The following is a 19,085-nucleotide window of genomic DNA, read 5'->3' as shown; positions in this document are numbered from 1 at the left end:
GTCGGAACGGCGCTGGCTGGTTTCTTCAGAGCAGAACAATGTCGTACTGTTCCTGAGTGTAGCTGGCTTCCGGATGCAGTGAGATGGTCTTGTCGATGAAGTCCGAGAGCATGGCCAGTGACTGCGATTCTTCGTCGAGGAAGAGGTCGCAGACATTCGGCGCGGCGAGTACGCGGAACTCGCGGGCGTTGTATTGGCGGGCTTCGCGCAGCAGTTCGCGCAGGATCTCGTAGCACACGGTGCGGGCGGTCTGCACCTCGCCACGGCCGTCGCAGGTCGGGCAGGGTTCGCACAGGGTGTGGGCCAGTGACTCGCGGGTGCGCTTGCGGGTCATCTCGACCAGGCCAAGCGCGGTGAAGCCGTTGACGGTCATCTTGGTGTGGTCGCGCTCCAGCGAGCGCTTGAACTCGCCGAGCACGGCCTCGCGGTGCTCCATCGTTTCCATGTCGATGAAGTCGATGATGATGATGCCGCCGAGGTTGCGCATGCGCAATTGGCGGGCGATGGTCTGCGCAGCCTCGAGGTTGGTCTTGAAGATGGTGTCATCAAAGCTGCGGGCGCCGACGAAGCCGCCGGTGTTCACATCGATGGTCGTCATCGCCTCGGTCTGGTCGATGATCAGGTAGCCACCGCTCTTCAGATCGACCCGACGGGCCAGTGCTTTTTCGATTTCGTCTTCGACGTTGTGCAGGTCGAACAGCGGCCGCTCGCCGGTGTAGTGGTGGATCAGCGGCAGCACCCGCGGCATGTATTCCTTGGCGAAGGCGGTGAGCTTGAGGAAGTTTTCGCGCGAGTCGACGATGATGCGTGAGGTCGAGTCGGTCACCAGGTCGCGCAGCACGCGCTGGCCGAGCGTCAGATCCTGGTACAGCACCAGCGGGGGCTTGGCGCCACTGGCACGGCTCATGATTTCTTGCCACAGCTTGCGCAGGTAGGCGATGTCGGCGGCCAGTTCCGCGTCACTGGCTTGTTCAGCCATGGTGCGCACAATGAAACCGCCGGTTTCGTCTTCGCCCATCAGGCGGGCGAGACGCTCGCGCAGGGCCTCTCGGCCCGCTTCGTCCTCGATGCGCTGGGAGATGCCGATGTGCTTTTCCTGAGGCAGATACACCAGCAGGCGGCCAGCGATGCTGACCTGTGTGGACAGGCGCGCGCCCTTGGTGCCGATCGGGTCCTTGAGCACTTGCACCATCAGGCTCTGGCCCTCGACCAGAATCTTTTCGATCGGGCGGGCGTGGTCGCCGTTGTGGCGATCGCTCCAGATATCGGCCACATGCAAGAAGGCGGTGCGCTCCAGGCCGATGTCGATGAAGGCCGACTGCATGCCCGGCAGCACGCGCACGACGCGGCCCTGATACACATTGCCGACGATTCCGCGGCTGGCGGTGCGCTCCACGTGGAGCTCCTGGACCACGCCTTGCTGCATGAGTGCGGCGCGGGTTTCCTGCGGGGTGAAATTGATCAGAAAGTCTTCGGTCATGGACGGGTCGGCAAGAGTGAGAATTCAGGGGGCGAGGCCGAAGCGCTCGAGCAGCGCAGCGGTGTCGAACAGGGGCAGGCCCATGATGCCGGTGTAGCTGCCCTCGATGTGTTCGACAAACATCGCGGCGCGGCCCTGGATGCCGTACGCGCCGGCTTTGTCCATGGGCTCGCCGGTGGCGATGTAGCGGCGGATGTCGGCGTTGCTCAGGGTGCGGAAACGCACCCGGTTGGTATTCAGTCGATGTTCGGTGCGCTGGCCGTCGGTCAGTGCGATGGCGGTGTGCACCACGTGTTCGCGCCCTGACAGTGTGCGCAGGATCTGGGTGGCGTGTTCGGCGTCGTCGGGCTTGCCGATGATCTGGCCGTCGACTTCCAGCGTGGTGTCTGCCGCCAGCACAGGGCGGTGCGGCAGGTGACGCCACTGCACGCGCCCCATGCCGCCCTCGGCCTTGGCCAGTGCGATGCGCTGCACGTAGTCGGCCGGGATCTCGTCCGGCAGCGGGGTTTCGTCTATATCGTGGTCGCCGCGGGCCATGTCGCGGAACAGCAGCACGTCGAAACGCACACCAATCTGGCGGAGCAGTTCGCGGCGGCGGGGGCTGTTCGAGGCGAGGTAGATGGCGTTTTGCATGGCGGCGTCGGGTGGGATCTGCGCCATTTTACGGGATTCGGTCCCCGCACGGCCGATGGGCTTCGTCGGGCCGGCCTTTGCCGGCAAGATGTCTTGTGAGGGGGGTGGCGGCTTGAAAGCCGCCCTACTCGCGATGGTAGGGGTGGTTGCGGGTGAGGCTCCAGGCGCGGTAGAGCGCCTCGGCCAGCAAGGGGCGCACCAGCGCGTGCGGCAGCGTGAGGCCGGACAGACGCACGGTATCGTTTGCGGTGGCTTTGATCGTCGGGTCGAGACCGTCGGGGCCACCGACGATGAAGGCCACATCCTGCCCGTCGCCCAACCAGCGCTCGAAGCGCTCGGCCAGCTTTCGGGTGGTCAGCTCAGTGCCGCGCTCGTCGAGAATGACGCGGTGGCAGCGCTCGGGCAGCGCGGCTTCAATGCGCGCGGCTTCGGCGGCCATCATGGCCGGCACCGTCTTGCCGGTGGTGCGCGGCTCGGCCTTGACTTCAATCAGTTCGATGCTTGCCTCGCGCGGCATGCGGCGGGCGTAGTCGTCGTAGCCCGCGCTGACCCAGTCGGGCATGCGCGTGCCAACGGCGACAATCAGCAGCTTCACGCTTTGGGCGCGGGCTTCGGATTTTTGGGGGTGGCCTTCCAGAGCTCTTCGAGGTTGTAGTAGGCGCGCACGGCGGGCTGCATGACGTGCACCACGATGCCGCCGAGGTCGACCAGCACCCAGTCACCACTGTCTTCGCCTTCGACGCTGGCCACGGTGCCGCCGGCCTTCTTGACCTCGTCCTGCACGTTGCGCGCGAGGGCGCGGGTCTGACGACCCGAATTACCGCTGGCGATGATCATGCGATCAAACAGCGCGGTGAGTTTCGTGGTGTCGATGACTTCGATGTCGATCGCTTTGACATCTTCGAGTGCGTTGATAACGATCTGTTGGAGTTGGTCGAGTTCCATGGGGTCAGCTATAGAGGGAATGCGCGGCAATATAGTCGAGAACCGGAGCGGGGAGCAAATATCGGGCACTGTGCCCTTGCGCCAGCAGTTCCCGAATGTGGGTGGCCGAAATGGCCAGCGGGGTCATGTCAAAAGGCAGTAGACCACCGGCTGGCGCGGCGCTCAGCTGATCGGGGTGGCTCAGCCGGCGACCCTGGCAGGCGGCGTCGAGTTCGGGTGATAAAACCGACGGCCAGCGCCGGCCGTGCGGCGCGTAGCCGGGCCGGTTGGCGACGGCGATGTGCGCCAGCGTGAATAATTCTTCCCAGCGATGCCAGAGCGGCAGGCCTTCGAAGGCATCGGCGCCGAGGATCAACACCAATGGCCGGGCGGGGCCGAGGCGGGCGCGCAGTCGCTCGAGGGTGAGCACGGTGTAGCTGGGGCCGTCGCTGTGCACCTCGCTGTCGTCGACCGTCAATTGCGGATTGTCGGCGACCGCTCGTCGGACCATGGCCAGACGATGCTCGCCGGGGCAGCGCGGCGTGCCTCGGTGCGGCGGTTCGCCGGCCGGTATCAGTCGCAGCTCGGCCAGGCCGAGGGTTTCGCGCGCTTCTTCGGCCAGACGCAGGTGGCCGATGTGGATGGGGTCGAAGGTGCCGCCGAGCAGCCCGATCGGTCCCTCAGCCATGGGCGGCGGGCGGCGGTTCGTGGCCGAAGATGTCGAGCACATTGGGCAGGAAGGAGGCGAACACGATCGGGATGGTGATCAGCGGCAGCGGCACGGTGAGCAGACTGGCCAGCGCCGGTGAACTTTGGGCGATGGTCGCCACCAGTAGCGCGGGGCCGCCGACGACCAGGAAAAAGATCCCCAGCAAATACATGCTGAAGGCGCCGAAACTGCGCCAGCAGGCGATCAGGCTGAAGAACATGGCTTTGGGCGCCGACAGCCCGTGCCAGCCGACCAGCATGGCGGCAAACCAGTAGGCCATCATCAGCGGGGTGGTCAGCAGCGTACCGAACAGCGAGGCGTTCATCAGGCCCGGGGTGGCCATGGCTTCTTCATTGAGGGGGTGGTTGCCGACCATGATCTTGAGCAGCATGCCGCCGTCGAACAGCGCCGTGGCGCCCAGCGCCAGCAGGGTGCCGGTGAGGTACAGGCCGCCGACCGTGATCAGACCGGCGACATTGCTCTTGAAGCCCGACAGCAGCACATCCGGCCCGACCTTGCGGCCTTCGTGCACGGCCAGGGTGCCGTTGAGCACGCCGAGCGAGATGATCGGCAGAATCAGCGAGGCGACGGCCTGACCAACCAGCGGGATGACGCTGAGCACCACCAGAATCAGCAGATAGCCGAAGGTCAGATAGGTGATCAGGGCCGGGCTGCGCTTCCACAGGCGGAAGCCTTCGGCGATCCAGGCAAAGCCGCGGGTGGGGCTGCGTTTGTACGCTTGCATGTCAGACAGACTCGGTGGGGGGCGGCAGCGCGGGGCGATCGCCAAAGGTTTCGAGGTAGGCGGCGTGCTGCGCACCGGCGACGACCGGCACCAGCACCAGCATGCCCAGACCGGCCGGCAGCATGGCCAGCCAGCCGAGCACATACAGGCACAGGGCCAGCACGAAGAACACCGGCAGGTTGTGCAGGCAGGCACTGGCCGAGTGGCGCAGGGCGGCGACCGGCTCGGCCTGGTGAAACACCACCAGCGCCGGGGCGTACCACAGCGCCATCATCAGGCCGATCCACAGCGCCATGAAGACGATGCTGGCAATCATCACGCCGCCGGCGGTGAGTCCGGCGGCCGCCAGCGGGCCGATCAACGCGCCGGTGAGCGCGGCGCTGCCACCAATGGCCGCGGCGATGAAGGCCGACAGCAAACCGCCGACCAGATAGCAGATGCCGACCATCACATGCTTGCCGGCGTCGCGGCGCAGGCCGTCGAACAGGCCGTCGATGCGCACTGCCCGGCCGGCCGCTGCGTCGTCGGCGACCATCAGCAGGCCGGCGGTGAGCACCGGCAGCCCGACCAGGCTGAACGCCCAGCCGACCAGCGGCACGAAGCCGAGCGCAGCCAGGATCAGCACAAAAATAAGCGCGATCACCGCCCAGCGTGCCGGGTCGCGCAAAAACAGGCGCCAGCCATGGGCCAGCCAGCCCAGGCAGGCGCCGGGGCGCAGGGCGTGCGCGGGCGGGAGGTCGGGGCGGGTGTCGGTCATCAGTCGTGCCAGGGCAGCGTGTCACCCGCGACGATGCGCTGGCGGAGGATGTCGCGGTATTCGTTGGGGTCTTTGACCAGCACCATTTCGCCGTCGCGCGGCAGGTGGAAGTCTTCGGCGCGCGACAGCCAGAAGCGCAGCGCCGCAGCGCGCAGCATGGCCGGCCAGGCGGCGTGTTCGGCGTCGGTCAGCGGACGCTCGGTATGGTAGCCGGTGAGCAGGGCGCGGGTGCGGACCGGGTCGAGCCCGCCGGTGGCGTCGGCGCACCAGTCGTTGACCGTGACGGCCAGATCGAAGAGCAGCGCGTCGTTGCCGGCAAAGTAGAAGTCGATCACACCGCCGACCTCGTCGCCGTCCCACAGCAGATTGTCGCGGAACAGGTCGGCGTGGATGGCGCCGCTGGGCAGCGCTGCGACGTCGATGCTGGCCTGGAAGGCGAGCTCGGCGTCGAGCAGGGCTTGCTCGTCGGCGCTCAGATAGGGGCGCACGGCTTGCGCGGTGCGGGCGCGCCACTCGGGGCCGCGTGGGTTCTCCTGACGGCGGCCGAAACGCTGCCCGGCCAGATGCAGCCCGGCCATCATGGTGCCGACCTTGGTGCAGCGGGCAGCATTCGGCGACATGTCGGAGGCGCCCGAGAGGCGACGCACCAGCGCAGCGGGCTTGCCCGAGAGGGTGCCGAGGTATTCATTGTCGAGGTCGGCAATCGGCGCCGGCACGGGCAGACCGTGGCGCGCCAGATGCGCCATCAGGTGCAGATAGAAGGGCAGCTCGGCGTGCGACAGGGTTTCGAACAGCGTCAGCACATAGCGGCCGAGGCTGGTGGTGACGAAGAAATTGCTGTTCTGCACCCCTTCGGAGATGCCGCGCAACTCGATCAAGTGACCGATGGCGTAGTTGGACAGCCACTCATCGAGGGCGTCGGGTGTGACGGGCGTGAAAACAGACATAGTGATATCACCGACCGGACCGTGGCCCGGCCGGCGAGAGAATTGAACTTACCAGGACTTGACGATCCACATCGGCACGGACAACGGCTTTTCGCCGGTGACATGCTCGAAGGTGCCGTCGCCGCGGCGGTCGATCATGTAGTAGGGCGTGCCATGCGGCGGCGTGACCTTGACCATGTAGAGCTTGCCGTGGGAACGATACTCCTCGACCACGTCTTCGCCGCGCTTGACGATGGTGACCTGCGGTTCGAAGTCTTCCTCGGTCACGCCGGCCGGAATCGGCGGCGGCGCGGGGACGTCTTCGAGCTTGGCCGGTCGATCCTGCGCGCTGGCGGACAGGGTGAAGGCAAACAGCGGGGCGGCAATCAGCAGGGCAAAGGTCGTCTTGCGCATGGGGTTCTCCTTGATTGGCGCGATTCTAGCAGTTTGACCTCTGCGCCATCGCTTGGTTTTAGCGTTTGCTTACATTGCTGCCGCGGCCAGACCTGTGGTTCAAGTGGCCGGCGCCCGCACCCGCTGCACCTGCACCCCCAGCCCGTCGATGCCGGCTTCGACCACATCGCCTGCCTGCAGGTAGCGCGGCGGCTTCTGACCCATGCCGACGCCGGGTGGCGTGCCGGTGATGATCAGGTCGCCGGGTTCCAGCGTCATCACCCGGCTGCACTCGGCCACCAGGCGCGCGCAGGAGAAGATCATGGTGGCGGTGTGGCCGTTTTGCATGCGCTCGCCGTTGACGCTCAGCCACAGACCGAGGGCCTGCGGGTCGGGCACTTCGTCGGCGGTGACCAGCCAGGGGCCGACCGGGCCGAAGGTGTCGAAGCCCTTGCCCTTGCCCCACTGGCCGCCGGAGCGGTCGAACTGGTAGCTGCGCTCCGAGACGTCGTTGGCCACGCAATAGCCGGCCACATGGTCCAACGCCTCGGCCTCGCTCACCGAGCGCGCCTGCCGGCCGATGACGATGCCCAACTCCACCTCCCAGTCGAGCCGGGTGAAGTCCGGTGGCGGCACGATGTCGTCGTTGGCGCCGCACAGGCAGCTGGTCCATTTGGGGAACATCACCGGCTCGGCCGGCTCGGGCAGGCCGGCTTCGGCGGCGTGATCGGAATAATTGAGGCCGATGGCCACGAACTTGCCGCAGCCCGCCCATGGCACGCCAAGGCGCGGGGTGCCGGGCACGACGGGCAAGCTGCTGATGTCGAGTGCGCATAGCGCGGCCAGCGCCTCGGGGGCGAGCGTGGCCGGCGTGATGTCACCGATCACGCCAGACAGATCGCGCAGCTCGCCCTGCGCGTCGAGCAGTCCGGGGCGCTCTTCGCCTGCGGGGCCGTAGCGCAGCAGTTTCATAGATTGAGCATCAACTCGTGTTCATCGGGCAGCGGCAGGAAGCCGCGGGTTTCGTAATGCTTGAAGATCGCCTCGACCACCTGATCCGGATCGTCAATGAGCTGGATCAGGTCGAGGTCTTCGGGGTTGATCATGCGCTCGCTCACCAGCCGCTCCTTGAACCACGCCAGCAGCCCTTCCCAGAAAGGCGTGTGCACCAGAATGATCGGAATGTTGCGGGTCTTGCCGGTCTGCATCAGCGTCATCGCTTCGAGCAACTCGTCGAGCGTGCCGAAACCGCCGGGCATCACCACGTAGGCCGAGGCGAACTTCACGAACATGAACTTGCGCGCGAAGAAGTGCTGGAAGGTCTGCGAGATGTCCTGATAGGGGTTGGCCTGCTGCTCGTGCGGCAGCTGGATGTTCAGCCCGATGGACGGGCTCTTGCCGAAAAAGGCGCCCTTGTTGACCGCTTCCATGATGCCCGGGCCGCCGCCCGAGATGACCGAAAAGCCAGCGTCCGACAGCTTGCGGGCGATCTGTTCGGCGAGCATGTAATAGGGGTGGTCCGCCGGCGTGCGGGCGCTGCCGAAGATGGAGACCGCCGGGCGGATCGCGCTGAGCCGTTCGGTGGCCTCGAAGAACTCTGACATAATTCCGAAGATTCGCCAGGATTCGCGCGCGTTGTACTGCGGCACGGCGGCATTGGGCAGGTCGGCGGGGAGTTTGTCCTTGACGTTCATGTGGCCTCGTGTGCAGTGCGTAGTGGCGGGTCCGCCTTCCGACAACCTTTGCCGGTGACATCCCCATGCCCACGCTTTTGCTCGTTGATGGTTCGAGTTATCTCTTCCGCGCCTTCCATGCCATGCCCGATCTGCGAAATGCCGCAGGCGAGCCAACCGGCGCGGTATATGGGGTTCTGAACATGCTACGTCGGCTCGATGCCGACTACAAGGCAGAGTACCGCGCCTGCATTTTCGACGCCAAGGGCAAGACCTTCCGCGACGACTGGTTCCCCGATTACAAATCGCATCGCCCGCCCATGCCTGAAGACCTCGCGGTGCAGATCGCGCCGCTGCATGCCGCCGTGCAGGCGCGCGGCTGGCCGCTGCTGATGGTCGAGGGCGTCGAGGCCGACGACGTGATCGGCACGCTCGCCCGCCAGGCCAGCGCCGCCGGCATGGACGTGGTCATCTCCACCGGCGACAAGGACCTCACCCAGCTGGTCGACGAGCGCGTGCGCTGGGTGAATACCATGAGCAACGAAGTGCTCGACCCGGCCGGCGTCGAAGCCAAGTTCGGCGTGCCGCCCGAGCGCATCATCGACTACCTCGCGCTGGTTGGCGACACGGTCGACAACATCCCCGGCGTGGACAAATGCGGCCCCAAGACGGCGGTGAAATGGCTCAACCAGTTCGGTTCGCTGGACGAGATCGTCGCCCACGCAGACGAAGTGGGCGGCAAGGTCGGCGAGAACCTGCGCAAACATCTCGATTTTCTGCCGCTGGGTCGCAAGCTGGTGACCGTGGCCACCGACCTCGACCTCGGCCTCGGCCCCACCGATCTCGCCCCGCGCGAAGAAGACCGCGAAAAGCTGATCGAGCTGTTCTCGCATCTCGAATTCAAGAGCTGGCTGCGCGAAGTGCAGCAAGCTGGCGCCGCGCCCGCCAAAGGTGCGACCGCCACCCCCGCCGCGCCTGCCGCCGTCGAACACCCCGACGACCCGACCATGCACCGTCAGGGCTACGACACCGTGCTCGACGCCGAATCGCTGGCCGCCTGGGTGGTCAAGCTGCGCACCGCACCGATCGCCGCCTTCGACACCGAAACCACCAGTCTCGACCCGATGGCCGCCACGCTGGTCGGCCTGTCCTTTGCCGTGCCGGGCGGGGGCGCCGCCTATGTGCCCGTCGCCCACAACTATGCTGGCGCGCCCGATCAGCTCAGCATCGACGCCGTGCTGCTCGCCCTGCGCCCCTGGCTGGAGAGCGACAAATACAAAAAGGTCGGTCAGAACCTCAAGTACGACAAACATGTGCTGGCCAACTACGACGTGCGCCTGCGCGGCGTCGCCGACGACACCATGCTCGCCTCCTATGTACTCGAGTCCGACAAGTCGCACGACATGGACAGCCTCGCCAAGCGCCACCTCGGCCTGGAGACCATTCCCTACACCGCCATCTGCGGCAAGGGCGCCAAGCAGATTGGCTTCGACCAGGTAGCGCTGGAGCAAGCCGCCGAATACGCCGCCGAAGACGCCGACATCACCCTGCGCCTGCAGCAACACTTTGCCGGCCAGCTTGCCGCCGAGCCGAAACTCGAGGCGCTGTATCGCGACATCGAGTTGCCGAGCATGGAAGTGCTGTTCGAGATGGAACGCAACGGCGTGCTCATCGATGACTTCCTGCTCGCTCAGCACAGCGAAGAGCTCGGCCGCCGCTTGGTCGAACTCGAAGCCGAGGCCCACAAGCTCGCCGAGCAACCCTTCAACCTCAACTCCCCCAAGCAACTCGGTGAGTTGTTGTTCGGCAAGCTCGGCCTGCCGGTGGTCAAAAAGACCGCCACCGGCCAGCCCTCGACGGACGAAGAAGTGCTGCAAAAGCTGGCCGAAGACTACCCCCTGCCCAAGCTGCTGCTCGACTACCGCGGCCTCGCCAAGCTCAAGAACACCTACGCCGACAAGCTGCCGCTGATGGTCAATCGCCACACCGGCCGGGTGCACACCAGCTTCTCGCAGGCCGTCGCCGTCACCGGCCGTCTCGCCAGCTCGGACCCCAACCTGCAGAACATCCCTATCCGCAGCGAAGAGGGCCGCCGCATCCGCGCCGCCTTCATTGCGCCCAAAGGGCACCGCCTGGTCAGCGCCGACTACTCGCAGATCGAGCTGCGCATCATGGCCCACCTGTCGGGCGACAAGCGCCTGCTGCAAGCCTTTGCCGACGGCGAAGACGTGCACCGCGCCACCGCCGCCGAAATCTTCGGGCTCACCCCGCTCGAAGTCGACAAGGAGCAGCGCCGCTACGCCAAGGTCATCAACTTCGGCCTCATCTACGGCATGAGCGCCCACGGCCTCGCCAAAAACCTCGGCATCGACCGCAGCGCCGCCGCCAGCTACATCGACCGCTACTTCGCCCGCTACCCCGGCGTCGCCGACTACATGGCCCGCACCCGCGCCGAAGTGGCCGACAAGGGCTATGTCGAAACCGCCTTCGGCCGCCGCCTGCATCTGCCCGACATCTACGCCAGCCAGGCCGGCCGCCGCCAGGGCGCCGAACGCGCCGCCATCAACGCCCCCATGCAGGGCACCGCCGCCGACCTCATCAAAAAAGCCATGATCGCCGTCTCCGCCTGGCTCAAGAAAGAACAGCTCAAATCAAAGCTGATCCTGCAGGTGCATGACGAACTGGTGCTCGAAGTGCCGGATGCGGAGTTGGCCCTGGTACGCGAACAGCTACCGAAGCTGATGGCCGGCGTGGCCAAGCTGTCGGTGCCGCTGGTGGCCGAAGTGGGGGATGGGGCGAATTGGGATGAGGCGCATTGATCCCGCAGGGGGAGGCTCTTCATTTGGCAATTGCAATGCAAATTTTCGCCCGGTGGGGGGGCTGGAAAGAGCCCACCCACCCACACAAACTGCGCTCAGTGAGTGTCGATTTCATCCAAAATGCCATCTTGAAGATTTTGAGCTTTGGACGCACTATGTGGAAGCATTTTGCATATTGGAGTGGTGGTGACATCTCAACGTTTTAGCCAGCTATATCTTGAGCGTGGGGTGCCCTCACGGGATAGTGAGCGCTTCCGGAATCGACTGGCGGCCTACGTTTGGGACAACCTACGCCCTGCCTACAGCCATAGAGCTATCAAAATATTCGAGGCCGAGACTGGAACACGTGTGCCGTTTCGCGGCGTCCATCAAGTCTTTGCAGAAGTATTTCGTCAGTCCGAATTGAGAGACGTATTGGATGCGGTGACGTTTGTTCAATGCGTACTTGCTGAGGCTTACGATCATTTAGCCCGTGATGCTTGGCTGAGCTTTGTCCGACGCGCAATGCATGAAGAGAATATGGGGTACGCGATCGATGATGCAGGGGTCGTGCACTTTCATGTTGATCAAGAGTTTGAGCGTAATAGGGCCGCCACGCTGGCCGTCCTTCAATTGCCTCAGTTCGCTGCTGTTCGCGCAGCGTTCGAGGACGCATACCGACATCTCGACAGCGAGCCACAAGACACGAAAGCGTCGGTTCGTTCGATATTTGAAGCTATGGAAATACTTTCACGGCTTTGCGTCCCTGATGCCAAAAATTTGAACCAATGGCTTGCCAAGAACACGCTAAAGGAAGTGTGCTTGAATGTAGCGGGGGGTGACGAGACAGAGCAGAAAGTAGTACGTGGTTTCTTCGATGGGCTTGGGGAGTGGGTCAATGCTCTCCATCTTTACCGTCACGGGCAGGCAGCTATTGAGCCGGTGGCCCCTAGCGAAGATCTGGCCGTTTACGTTTTGTCGACTGGTAGTGCCCATCTGAGGCAACTCGCGATCTACGCCGTAAGACTCGGTCAGAACTCGTAGGGCGGATAAGCGAAGCGCCATCCGCCGTATGTGTTCGTTCGGTAAGCCGATATGGCGGATGGCGCCTTCGGCTTATCCGCCCTACATGGCTTGCCGCCCGCAGATGCGATGCGGTGTCATGCCGACGAGTCGTCCGCAGCAAGCGTAGCCCGGCCGAGGGCCGCAGGCCCGACGCCGGGGAAACGTGCCCGACTGACAACGCTGACCCCGGCGTTGCTTCGCTCGGCCGGGCTACGGCGCCTGTTTCACCCAAGTCTCGACCAAGCTCTCAAGCGCCTCGCTGTGGTAGAGGTCAATGCACTTCATCGTGTTGAATTTCGATGCAATGGAGCCCGAGTACGTGCGCCCCGCGTATTGCTTCGCCAACTTGCCAAGCGTCTCGTAGGCCTCGATGGGCTGGTTGCCAAATTCGAGGTAGGCGCTGGCGGTGGCGTTGGCGTCGTCGCGGTCCGCCGGGCTCTTGGCGATCGTCGCCAGGCAGGCGCTCAGGGCCCAGTTCTTGAGCAGTTCCCGCTGCGAATAGCGGGCTGTTTGGGGCATGGCTTCCGACGAGGTGTCGGTGGCGCAGGCGGGGAGGGCGAGCGCGGCGAGCACGATGGCAGCGTATTTCATGGCAGTACCCAGAGGGCGCCCGATTCGGGCACGAAGCTGCCGTTGTCTGGGTCGCCCAGCAGATGGCAGCTATCAGCGCATAGTGTGCCATCCCACAAGGTCACATGCCCGCTTGCATTGCCCCAGCCGTGGCCTTTGATGACGACGATGCCCTGCATGTGCTTGAAGTCATCCGGCGTCGGTGCGGAGGCGTTCTTGTCTGGGGCGCCGAAGCTGTCATCGAGGTAGCGCATCATGTCGCGCACCCGGTAGATGTATTGCATCCGGTCGCCACCGCTCACCATGGCGTACCGGCTGCTCTTGGGGATGGGGAAGCCCGTTTTGTTAAGAACATAGCTCATCCGGATTGGGCAGGCGTTCTCGAATCCGCCTACGGGCAGTTCGATGTTTTCCTGGACCCGGCCTCCGATCTTCTTTCCGACGGCCTTGACGGAGAGGCGGACTGCCATGAAGCTTGCCCAGGCGCTTTGGAATGATGGTCTTTGCATGGAAATGGGGGTGTGTTAAAAATGACGAAATCATAATCCGTGCAATCGAAAAAAGCGATGCTTTTCCCCGGTTGCTGCGTTGTATCCGGACTGCCGATCAGCGTAGCTCAACAATTCCCCGCCCGCCGTCCCGCCAACGCCACCCCGATCGCCAGCACGGCCCCCGCGTAGATCCAATTCACCAGCGATCCGGCCAGTTGGTGCCACGGCGAGCGCAGAAGCATGAATCCAGCGGCCGGATCAATCTGCACATAAACCTGGACGCCAATGTTGAGCGCGACGGAGATCCCGAGCGCGATCGGCACGATCCACACCCACCGTGTTCCAAAATAACGCGCGAGCAGCACCCAGCCGGCCGTGAGCATGAGGCCGGGGAAGGCTTGCAGCGCGAGGCTCGCGACTGCACCGGTCGGCCCGCCGAGCAGGCCGATACCGATGCTGGCCAGGATGAGCGTGGTGGTGGCGGCGATGGCGCGTGTCCACAGGCCGGGGCGGCCGGCGATTTGGTAGGTGTCGAGTTGGGCGTCGGGGCGGACCTTGGCGAGCACGGCGCCGAGTTGGCTGCGGATGGCGTTGGCGACGCGGCCGTGTTCGGTAAATACCCAACGCTTGCGCGGCGCGTCGGGCGCCATGACCGGAGTGCCGTCGGCGGCGAAGCCGATGAGGTAGGTCGATGCGCTGAAGGGCGGCATGGCGAGGCCGAAGTGTTTTTCGACCAGCGGGCTGAAGTGTTCGTAGATGGCTTGTTCTTTTTTGTGCCGCCCCTTGCGGGTGAAGGCGTCGGCGGGGCGTGGGGGCAGGTAGAGCAGCAGCGACTGCGGCGCGACGCGTTGGCGCACTTGCTGTATTTCCCATTCGATACCGGGCGAGTCGCCCATGGCCAGCACCACCATGCCGGCCTGGTCGAGCCAGGTCTGGACACGCGCCTGCCAGTCGCCCTCGCCGATGAAGTCGCGGTAGGCGCCGTGCGGGTGTATGCCGACGCGTGCCCAGCGATTGGGTTCGGCGATGGAGACCAGCGGGCCGATGGCGTTGAGCGCGAGCAGAAAGTCTTCGGCTTTGGCGGTGATGGCGGTGGTGGTTTCGCCGGTGCTGACGATGTCGTAGGTGAGCGCCTGGTCTTCGCCGAAGGGGCGCAGATAGACCACCGGTGGGCGGGGGTCGCGTGCGAGTACGTCGGCGACGCTGGGCACGAAAAAGTGTTCGGCCGCGACCAGCGAGGCGACCGCCATCAGCAGCAGCACGGTGGCGATAATCGCGCCGGCGAGCCAGTGGAGTGCCTGACCAAAGGCGGCAAACGCAACGGCCACCGACACCACACCGAGCAGGCAGCCGAGGACGTAACACGCCACGCCTGCCGCGCGTCGGCGGCTGCGGCGCACCGGACTGTCGGGGGCGGGCGGCGCTGGCGTTTCCATGCGGGGACTCCGATGGCTTCCGGAGTTTGAGTCTAGCAATTGCAGCCCGGCTGCAGTGCAGTGGAATCCGGGAATTGTCGGTGGCTCAAGCACACATCGCGAACTTCGGCCTTCGGCCTGCACCGGGGTGGGCGCCCACGAATCGTGTCATGAATCTGCCGCACGCCGTCGTTGCAGCGACGGTCTGCCCCGCTGCTTCACCCGCCGATTTGCGGTACTTGTTGGCGTTTGGACGCTTGGGACTTCAAGACTGTCTAGATTCCGCCGTAGATCGTTCGTAGTAGGTGGATAGCCAGTGGTGGGGTTGTGGAGAGGCGATCGAGTGGTGTCGGTGAAGAAGGTCCTGCGGGATAACCGGATGCGGCTGCTGGTGGTTGGGCTGGGGGCGGCGGCTTGCCTCGCGGTCGGTGCGCAGTGGGCGTCCGATGTGGCCTTGATGGCAGGATTGGCCCTGTTGGCGGTGACTTTGATGCTCGGCTGGCAGGAGTTGCGCCGTCTGCACGAGATCTTTCGTGCGCACGGCTTGGCGATGCGCGGGGCACACGATGGGCTGTGGTCGTGGGACCCAGTGAGCAAGCGGCTGTGGGTGGGTGACCGGTTATTGGCGATTCTCGGGTATTCGAGCAATTTCCTGGTCGATACGCACGGCTGGCTGGACCTGGTGCATCCGGATGATCGGGCCGGCTACAACCAGGCGGTGGCTCGGCATCTCAAGGGCGAGACGCCGTTTTTCTACTTCGAGTACCGGGTTCGCGCGCGCGATGGCAGTTACCGCTGGATTGCCTCGCGCGGCGAGGCGGTGCGTAACCGGCGCGGTCGTGCGGTGCTGATGGCCGGGTCGGTGTCGGACATTACCAAGCGCAAGGAGACCGAGGCGCGTATTCATTATCTGGCGTATCACGATCAGCTTACCGGCCTGGCCAATCGGGCGTTGCTGAACGATCGCCTGGATCTGGCCATTGCCCAGGCATCCCGGGGAAAACCTGCCGGTGTGGCGGTGTTGTTCATCGATATCGATCGCTTCAAGGATGTGAACGATGTGCATGGTCATGCCACTGGCGACGTGTTGCTGGTTGAACTGGCCAGGCGCCTGCACGGCTGTGTGCGCGAGTCCGATACGCTGGTGCGCCAGGGCGGGGACGAGTTCATCATGGTGATGTCGGCTGTTGATGCGGCAACGACCGTGCCGCCGGTGGTGGCCAAACTGCTTGAGGCCGTGCGCCAGCCGCTCACCGCCGGTGAGGTGGAGTTGTGCGTGAGTGCCAGTATCGGGGTGAGCCTGTTTCCGGATGATGCGGCCGATGCACAGACATTGCTGCGCAATGCCGATACGGCGATGTATGACGCCAAGCGTTCGGGGGGCAACGTGGCGCGTTTCTATACCCGCGAGATGAACGATGCGGTGTGTCAGCGGGTGGCGATCGAGAGCGGCTTGCGTCAGGCCATTGCGCGTGAGGAGTTGTCGCTGCATTTCCAGCCACAGTTAAGTATTGCCACGGGCGCGCTGGTCGGCTGCGAGGCGCTGCTGCGCTGGCGTGACGGCGAGGGGCGCTGCGTGCCGCCGGATCGTTTCATCCCGGTGGCGGAGGCGTCCGGCCAGATTCTGCCGATTGGTGAGTGGGTGGTCGGCCGGGCGCTCGATCACATTGCCGCCTGGCGGGCCGACGGCTTGGCGCCGCCGCGGGTGGCCATCAACGTGTCGGCACGCCAGCTGGTCCAGCCGGGTTTTGCGGCCATGGTGCTGGCGGCGCTGGCCCAGCGCGCACTGCCAGCCGAGGTGCTGGAGGTGGAGGTGACCGAGTCGATTTTCCTGCATCCGGAAGCTGCTGCGCTGGGCGAGTTGCGCCAGTTGCACCGACGCGGTATCCGGCTCGCACTGGACGATTTTGGCACCGGCTATTCATCGCTGTCCTATCTGGGCGTGCTGCCCTTCGATACGCTGAAGATCGACCGCAGTTTCGTTGCGACCGTCGATGCACCAGATGATGCGCGCGGCGACGCGATCCTGAAGGCGACGATCGCCATGTCGCGCGCCTTCGACATGCAGGTGGTGGCCGAAGGGGTCGAGCGGCCCTCGCAACTGGCGGCCTTGCAGGCGCTGTCGTGTGATGTGTGCCAGGGCTACCTGTTCAGCCCGCCGCTTGCTGCCGAGGATTTTGCAGACCATTGCCTGGCGATCAAGCCGGCGCAGGATATCGCGCCGACTCGTGAGCTGCGGTGAACAGGCGTTGCAATGGGAGATGAACGCCCCCTGGCTTTGCGGTATCGTTGGGTGAAGTGGCCGCCCATGCGCTGACCCGTGTTTGCGAAACCCCGGCCCGCCAGCCCGCCGCATGTGATGCGCCGGCCCCCTTTGCCATTGTTTTCAACGGATCCCTTCATGACTCACGCCGCCGATGATGTCCCGGCTGACAGTACGGTCTACAAAACCTTGCTTGAATCGACCAAGGCCATTCCCTGGCAGATCGACTGGAAGACCCTGCAGTTCACCTATATTGGCCCGCAGATCGAGCAGCTGCTCGGCTGGACGCCATCGAGCTGGGTGACGGTGCAGGATTGGGCTGATCGCATGCACCCGGAAGACCGCGAACGGGTGGTTGATTTCTGCGTGGCGCAGTCGCAGGCCGGCACCGACCACGAGGCCGACTATCGTGCGCTGACCAAGGATGGCGAGGCCGTGTGGATTCGGGATGTTGTGCACGTGAAACGCAACGAGGCCGGTGACGTGGAGTCGCTGATCGGCTTCATGTTCGATATCAGTGAGCGCAAGGCAGCCGAGCAGAAACTGCTCGCGTTGCAAGAGGAGCTCGAATCGCTGTCGTTCAAGGACGGGCTGACCGGAGTGTCCAACCGGCGCATGTTCGATTCCATCCTCGACGCCGAATGGGTCGAGGCGCGGCGCATGGGCCAGGCGCTGTCGTTGATCCTGATCGATATCGACTACTTCAAACAGTACAACGACTGCTATGGCCACATTCAGGGCGATACCTGCCTCAAGCAGGTGGCTCAGGTGCTCGCCAGTGCGGCGACCCGAAGCCGGGACGGCTTTGCCCGGTTTGGCGGGGAAGAGTTCGTTCTGATCCTGCCGGGTACCGATGCCGCGTCAGCATTGACGGTGGCCGAGCGCTGTCGAAGTTTGATCTTCAAGGCGCAGATCCCGCACGACGCCTCACCGGTGGGCCAGCTGCTGACGATCAGCCTTGGCGTGGGCACGACCATTCCCGCGCGTCACGAGACGGCCATCGACTTTGTCGAGATGGTCGATCAGCGCCTCTACCAAGCCAAGCAACGCGGTCGCAATTGCATCGTTGGTGCGCTCTGACCGGTCGGGCGCTGGCCGGGTTACGGCTCCCAATGCGTGGGCCGGCGCACCGCGATATACACCTCACGCAAGAACAGGCCGAGCCCGCAGATCATCGACAGCATGGCAAGAATGAATAGTGTCGCAATGGTGGCGGTGAGGTCGACGCGAATGAGGGTGCCGACAAAGGCGCCGGCCACCACCAGACAGACCAGCAAGGCGCTGAGCACCTGAAAGAAAATGGCCTGGTAGATCTGGGTGCCGCGGCGGGCGAGCAGGCTCAGTTCGCGTTCGAGCGCCTCTTTTTGGTCGGGCGCGGCTTTTTCTTGCAGGCGACGGCGGACGACGCGACGGCGGTCCACCACGCGCGCGAGGCGCCCGCTCATGGCGTTGATCAGCGTGGCCAGCGCGGTGAGCAGGAACACTGGGGCGACGGCGAGCTGAATAGCGTGGGAGAGGTCGGTGAGGTGTTCGGGCATGGCACGGATCCGCTGAGTGGACGGATAGCATAGCGCCCGCAGGGCGGATCAGCGAAGCGTGATCCGCCGGATGTTGGCGCTACCGCGGCGGTGCCGCTCCGCAGCGAACGCCACCTGTGCAGGTCAGCCGCGGCCGAGCAAGCGATCGAACCAGCCCACTTTTTTGTTCGCGGTGACCGCCGCGGCCGGTGTTTCGCCGTGGTGCTCCCGGTACCAGTTTCCGAAGCGCAGATCGTGGGTCATGATGTGACCGATGAGCCATTTGTTCAGGAACTTCCGAAGTTGCTGGATGCGTTCGTCGTCCCAGGAGTCTTCTGCGCTCAGGAAGTCGGCGACCGTCGAGCTGAACGCTTCGTGTAGCTTCAGGTGATCTGAAAAGCCGGGGTAGCCGCTATTTTCCATCAGCTGTTGCTCGTTGGAAAAATGGGTCACGACGTAGTCGAGCAATTCGTCGAGTGTTTCATTGACCGTCGCCAGGTCGAGTTGCTTGACCAGAGTGAAAAGATGTTTGTGTTCGCTGTCGACCTGATCAACGTTGATCTTGAAGCCGTCGCGCCATTCGACGACGAATGCGGGTCTTTTGTCTGAGGTTTCGCTCATGTTGGCTTCCTTCGAATTGATTCAATGATACGCAGCTGGCTGATCGGGGCCGCGACGACAACGTGATAGTTGCCGTGGATGTCCGAGTTGGTCAACGTCACCCGG

Annotated in this window: 20 protein-coding genes; 4 read left to right on the top strand and 16 right to left on the bottom strand. The window is 64.4% G+C overall.

Annotation, left to right across the window (positions count from 1 at the left end):
- Positions 1-25: 25 nt before the first annotated feature.
- The 11 genes from rng to FHP91_RS08865 form a co-directional block, all read right to left on the bottom strand.
- Complete coding sequence (gene rng / locus FHP91_RS08915) at positions 26-1,480, bottom strand: ribonuclease G (protein ID WP_144309230.1); 1,455 nt, start codon at positions 1,478-1,480, stop codon at positions 26-28.
- A 24-nt stretch (positions 1,481-1,504) separates the two neighbouring features.
- Complete coding sequence (locus FHP91_RS08910) at positions 1,505-2,140, bottom strand: Maf family protein (RefSeq protein ID WP_246116263.1); 636 nt, start codon at positions 2,138-2,140, stop codon at positions 1,505-1,507.
- A gap of 97 nt (positions 2,141-2,237) precedes the next feature.
- The gene (rlmH, locus tag FHP91_RS08905) at positions 2,238-2,708 is read right to left on the bottom strand and encodes a 23S rRNA (pseudouridine(1915)-N(3))-methyltransferase RlmH (RefSeq protein WP_144309229.1); all 471 of its coding nucleotides are present in this window, start codon (positions 2,706-2,708) and stop codon (positions 2,238-2,240) included.
- Complete coding sequence (rsfS, locus tag FHP91_RS08900; RefSeq protein ID WP_144175050.1) at positions 2,705-3,058, bottom strand: ribosome silencing factor; 354 nt, start codon at positions 3,056-3,058, stop codon at positions 2,705-2,707. The genes rlmH and rsfS overlap by 4 nt, the downstream gene beginning before the upstream one ends.
- 4 nt (positions 3,059-3,062) lie before the next feature.
- Positions 3,063-3,725: a nicotinate-nucleotide adenylyltransferase gene (gene nadD, locus FHP91_RS08895; RefSeq protein ID WP_144309228.1), complete on the bottom strand. Its 663-nt coding sequence runs from the start codon at positions 3,723-3,725 to the stop codon at positions 3,063-3,065.
- Complete coding sequence (locus tag FHP91_RS08890; protein ID WP_144309227.1) at positions 3,718-4,491, bottom strand: BPSS1780 family membrane protein; 774 nt, start codon at positions 4,489-4,491, stop codon at positions 3,718-3,720. The genes nadD and FHP91_RS08890 overlap by 8 nt, the downstream gene beginning before the upstream one ends.
- A gap of 1 nt (position 4,492) precedes the next feature.
- The gene (locus FHP91_RS08885; RefSeq protein WP_144309226.1) at positions 4,493-5,248 is read right to left on the bottom strand and encodes a BPSS1780 family membrane protein; all 756 of its coding nucleotides are present in this window, start codon (positions 5,246-5,248) and stop codon (positions 4,493-4,495) included.
- On the bottom strand, positions 5,248-6,195 hold the full coding sequence (locus FHP91_RS08880; protein WP_144309225.1) for a homoserine kinase: 948 nt from the start codon (positions 6,193-6,195) through the stop codon (positions 5,248-5,250). Before FHP91_RS08880 ends, FHP91_RS08885 begins: the two co-directional genes overlap by 1 nt.
- 48 nt (positions 6,196-6,243) lie before the next feature.
- Positions 6,244-6,588, bottom strand: coding sequence for a DUF2782 domain-containing protein (locus FHP91_RS08875; RefSeq protein WP_144309224.1), 345 nt, complete (start codon positions 6,586-6,588; stop codon positions 6,244-6,246).
- Between the two features lie 99 nt (positions 6,589-6,687).
- Positions 6,688-7,539, bottom strand: a complete 852-nt coding sequence (locus FHP91_RS08870) for a fumarylacetoacetate hydrolase family protein (protein WP_144309223.1) — start codon at positions 7,537-7,539, stop codon at positions 6,688-6,690.
- A complete protein-coding gene (locus tag FHP91_RS08865; RefSeq protein WP_144309222.1) occupies positions 7,536-8,261 on the bottom strand; it encodes an LOG family protein in 726 nt (241 codons plus the stop codon). Before FHP91_RS08865 ends, FHP91_RS08870 begins: the two co-directional genes overlap by 4 nt.
- A 65-nt stretch (positions 8,262-8,326) precedes the next feature.
- On the opposite strand from FHP91_RS08865, the gene polA reads away from it, so the two are divergent.
- Both polA and FHP91_RS08855 read left to right on the top strand, forming a co-directional pair.
- Positions 8,327-11,059: a DNA polymerase I gene (gene polA, locus FHP91_RS08860; RefSeq protein ID WP_144309221.1), complete on the top strand. Its 2,733-nt coding sequence runs from the start codon at positions 8,327-8,329 to the stop codon at positions 11,057-11,059.
- A 186-nt stretch (positions 11,060-11,245) separates the two neighbouring features.
- On the top strand, positions 11,246-12,082 hold the full coding sequence (locus FHP91_RS08855; protein ID WP_144309220.1) for a hypothetical protein: 837 nt from the start codon (positions 11,246-11,248) through the stop codon (positions 12,080-12,082).
- A 231-nt stretch (positions 12,083-12,313) separates the two neighbouring features.
- Here the strand turns inward: FHP91_RS08855 and FHP91_RS08850 are convergent, their stop codons facing one another.
- From FHP91_RS08850 to FHP91_RS08840, 3 genes are all read right to left on the bottom strand, one after another.
- Complete coding sequence (locus FHP91_RS08850; protein ID WP_144309219.1) at positions 12,314-12,694, bottom strand: T6SS amidase immunity protein Tai4 family protein; 381 nt, start codon at positions 12,692-12,694, stop codon at positions 12,314-12,316.
- Entirely contained in the window at positions 12,691-13,143 is a 453-nt protein-coding gene (locus tag FHP91_RS08845) for a type VI secretion system amidase effector protein Tae4 (protein ID WP_222105151.1), read from the bottom strand. The genes FHP91_RS08850 and FHP91_RS08845 overlap by 4 nt, the downstream gene beginning before the upstream one ends.
- A gap of 146 nt (positions 13,144-13,289) precedes the next feature.
- Positions 13,290-14,600, bottom strand: coding sequence for a hypothetical protein (locus tag FHP91_RS08840; protein WP_144309217.1), 1,311 nt, complete (start codon positions 14,598-14,600; stop codon positions 13,290-13,292).
- Between the two features lie 331 nt (positions 14,601-14,931).
- Here FHP91_RS08840 and FHP91_RS08835 point away from each other — a divergent pair, with 331 nt between their 5' ends.
- On the top strand, positions 14,932-16,821 hold the full coding sequence (locus FHP91_RS08835; RefSeq protein ID WP_144309216.1) for a putative bifunctional diguanylate cyclase/phosphodiesterase: 1,890 nt from the start codon (positions 14,932-14,934) through the stop codon (positions 16,819-16,821).
- 159 nt (positions 16,822-16,980) lie between these two features.
- Positions 16,981-17,922, top strand: a complete 942-nt coding sequence (locus FHP91_RS08830) for a sensor domain-containing diguanylate cyclase (RefSeq protein WP_144309215.1) — start codon at positions 16,981-16,983, stop codon at positions 17,920-17,922.
- A 20-nt stretch (positions 17,923-17,942) separates the two neighbouring features.
- Here FHP91_RS08830 and FHP91_RS08825 read toward each other — a convergent pair whose 3' ends face one another.
- Together FHP91_RS08825 and FHP91_RS08820 are read right to left on the bottom strand one after the other, a co-directional pair.
- A complete protein-coding gene (locus FHP91_RS08825) occupies positions 17,943-18,380 on the bottom strand; it encodes a DUF2721 domain-containing protein (RefSeq protein ID WP_144309214.1) in 438 nt (145 codons plus the stop codon).
- A 123-nt stretch (positions 18,381-18,503) separates the two neighbouring features.
- Positions 18,504-18,980, bottom strand: a complete 477-nt coding sequence (locus FHP91_RS08820) for a bacteriohemerythrin (protein ID WP_144309213.1) — start codon at positions 18,978-18,980, stop codon at positions 18,504-18,506.
- Between the last annotated feature and the right edge of the window lie 105 nt (positions 18,981-19,085).

Origin of the sequence: Denitromonas halophila (assembly GCF_007625155.1) — a bacterium.
Classification (GTDB): domain Bacteria; phylum Pseudomonadota; class Gammaproteobacteria; order Burkholderiales; family Rhodocyclaceae; genus Nitrogeniibacter; species Nitrogeniibacter halophilus.
The sequence above is the reverse complement of the archived record's forward strand: the minus strand, read 5'-3'. Positions and strand labels throughout refer to the sequence as shown.

Excerpts from the sequence above, each read along its gene's own strand:
- rng (WP_144309230.1), bottom strand. The coding sequence starts at position 1,480 with ATGACCGAAGACTTTCTGATCAATTTCACCCCGCAGGAAACCCGCGCC.
- FHP91_RS08910 (WP_246116263.1), bottom strand. The coding sequence starts at position 2,140 with ATGGCGCAGATCCCACCCGACGCCGCCATGCAAAACGCCATCTACCTC.
- rsfS (WP_144175050.1), bottom strand. The coding sequence starts at position 3,058 with ATGGAACTCGACCAACTCCAACAGATCGTTATCAACGCACTCGAAGAT.
- nadD (WP_144309228.1), bottom strand. The coding sequence starts at position 3,725 with ATGGCTGAGGGACCGATCGGGCTGCTCGGCGGCACCTTCGACCCCATC.
- FHP91_RS08890 (WP_144309227.1), bottom strand. The coding sequence starts at position 4,491 with ATGCAAGCGTACAAACGCAGCCCCACCCGCGGCTTTGCCTGGATCGCC.
- FHP91_RS08885 (WP_144309226.1), bottom strand. The coding sequence starts at position 5,248 with ATGACCGACACCCGCCCCGACCTCCCGCCCGCGCACGCCCTGCGCCCC.
- FHP91_RS08880 (WP_144309225.1), bottom strand. The coding sequence starts at position 6,195 with ATGTCTGTTTTCACGCCCGTCACACCCGACGCCCTCGATGAGTGGCTG.
- FHP91_RS08875 (WP_144309224.1), bottom strand. The coding sequence starts at position 6,588 with ATGCGCAAGACGACCTTTGCCCTGCTGATTGCCGCCCCGCTGTTTGCC.
- FHP91_RS08870 (WP_144309223.1), bottom strand. The coding sequence starts at position 7,539 with ATGAAACTGCTGCGCTACGGCCCCGCAGGCGAAGAGCGCCCCGGACTG.
- FHP91_RS08865 (WP_144309222.1), bottom strand. The coding sequence starts at position 8,261 with ATGAACGTCAAGGACAAACTCCCCGCCGACCTGCCCAATGCCGCCGTG.
- polA (WP_144309221.1), top strand. The coding sequence starts at position 8,327 with ATGCCCACGCTTTTGCTCGTTGATGGTTCGAGTTATCTCTTCCGCGCC.
- FHP91_RS08850 (WP_144309219.1), bottom strand. The coding sequence starts at position 12,694 with ATGAAATACGCTGCCATCGTGCTCGCCGCGCTCGCCCTCCCCGCCTGC.
- FHP91_RS08845 (WP_222105151.1), bottom strand. The coding sequence starts at position 13,143 with ATGGCAGTCCGCCTCTCCGTCAAGGCCGTCGGAAAGAAGATCGGAGGC.
- FHP91_RS08840 (WP_144309217.1), bottom strand. The coding sequence starts at position 14,600 with ATGGAAACGCCAGCGCCGCCCGCCCCCGACAGTCCGGTGCGCCGCAGC.
- FHP91_RS08830 (WP_144309215.1), top strand. The coding sequence starts at position 16,981 with ATGACTCACGCCGCCGATGATGTCCCGGCTGACAGTACGGTCTACAAA.
- FHP91_RS08825 (WP_144309214.1), bottom strand. The coding sequence starts at position 18,380 with ATGCCCGAACACCTCACCGACCTCTCCCACGCTATTCAGCTCGCCGTC.
- FHP91_RS08820 (WP_144309213.1), bottom strand. The coding sequence starts at position 18,980 with ATGAGCGAAACCTCAGACAAAAGACCCGCATTCGTCGTCGAATGGCGC.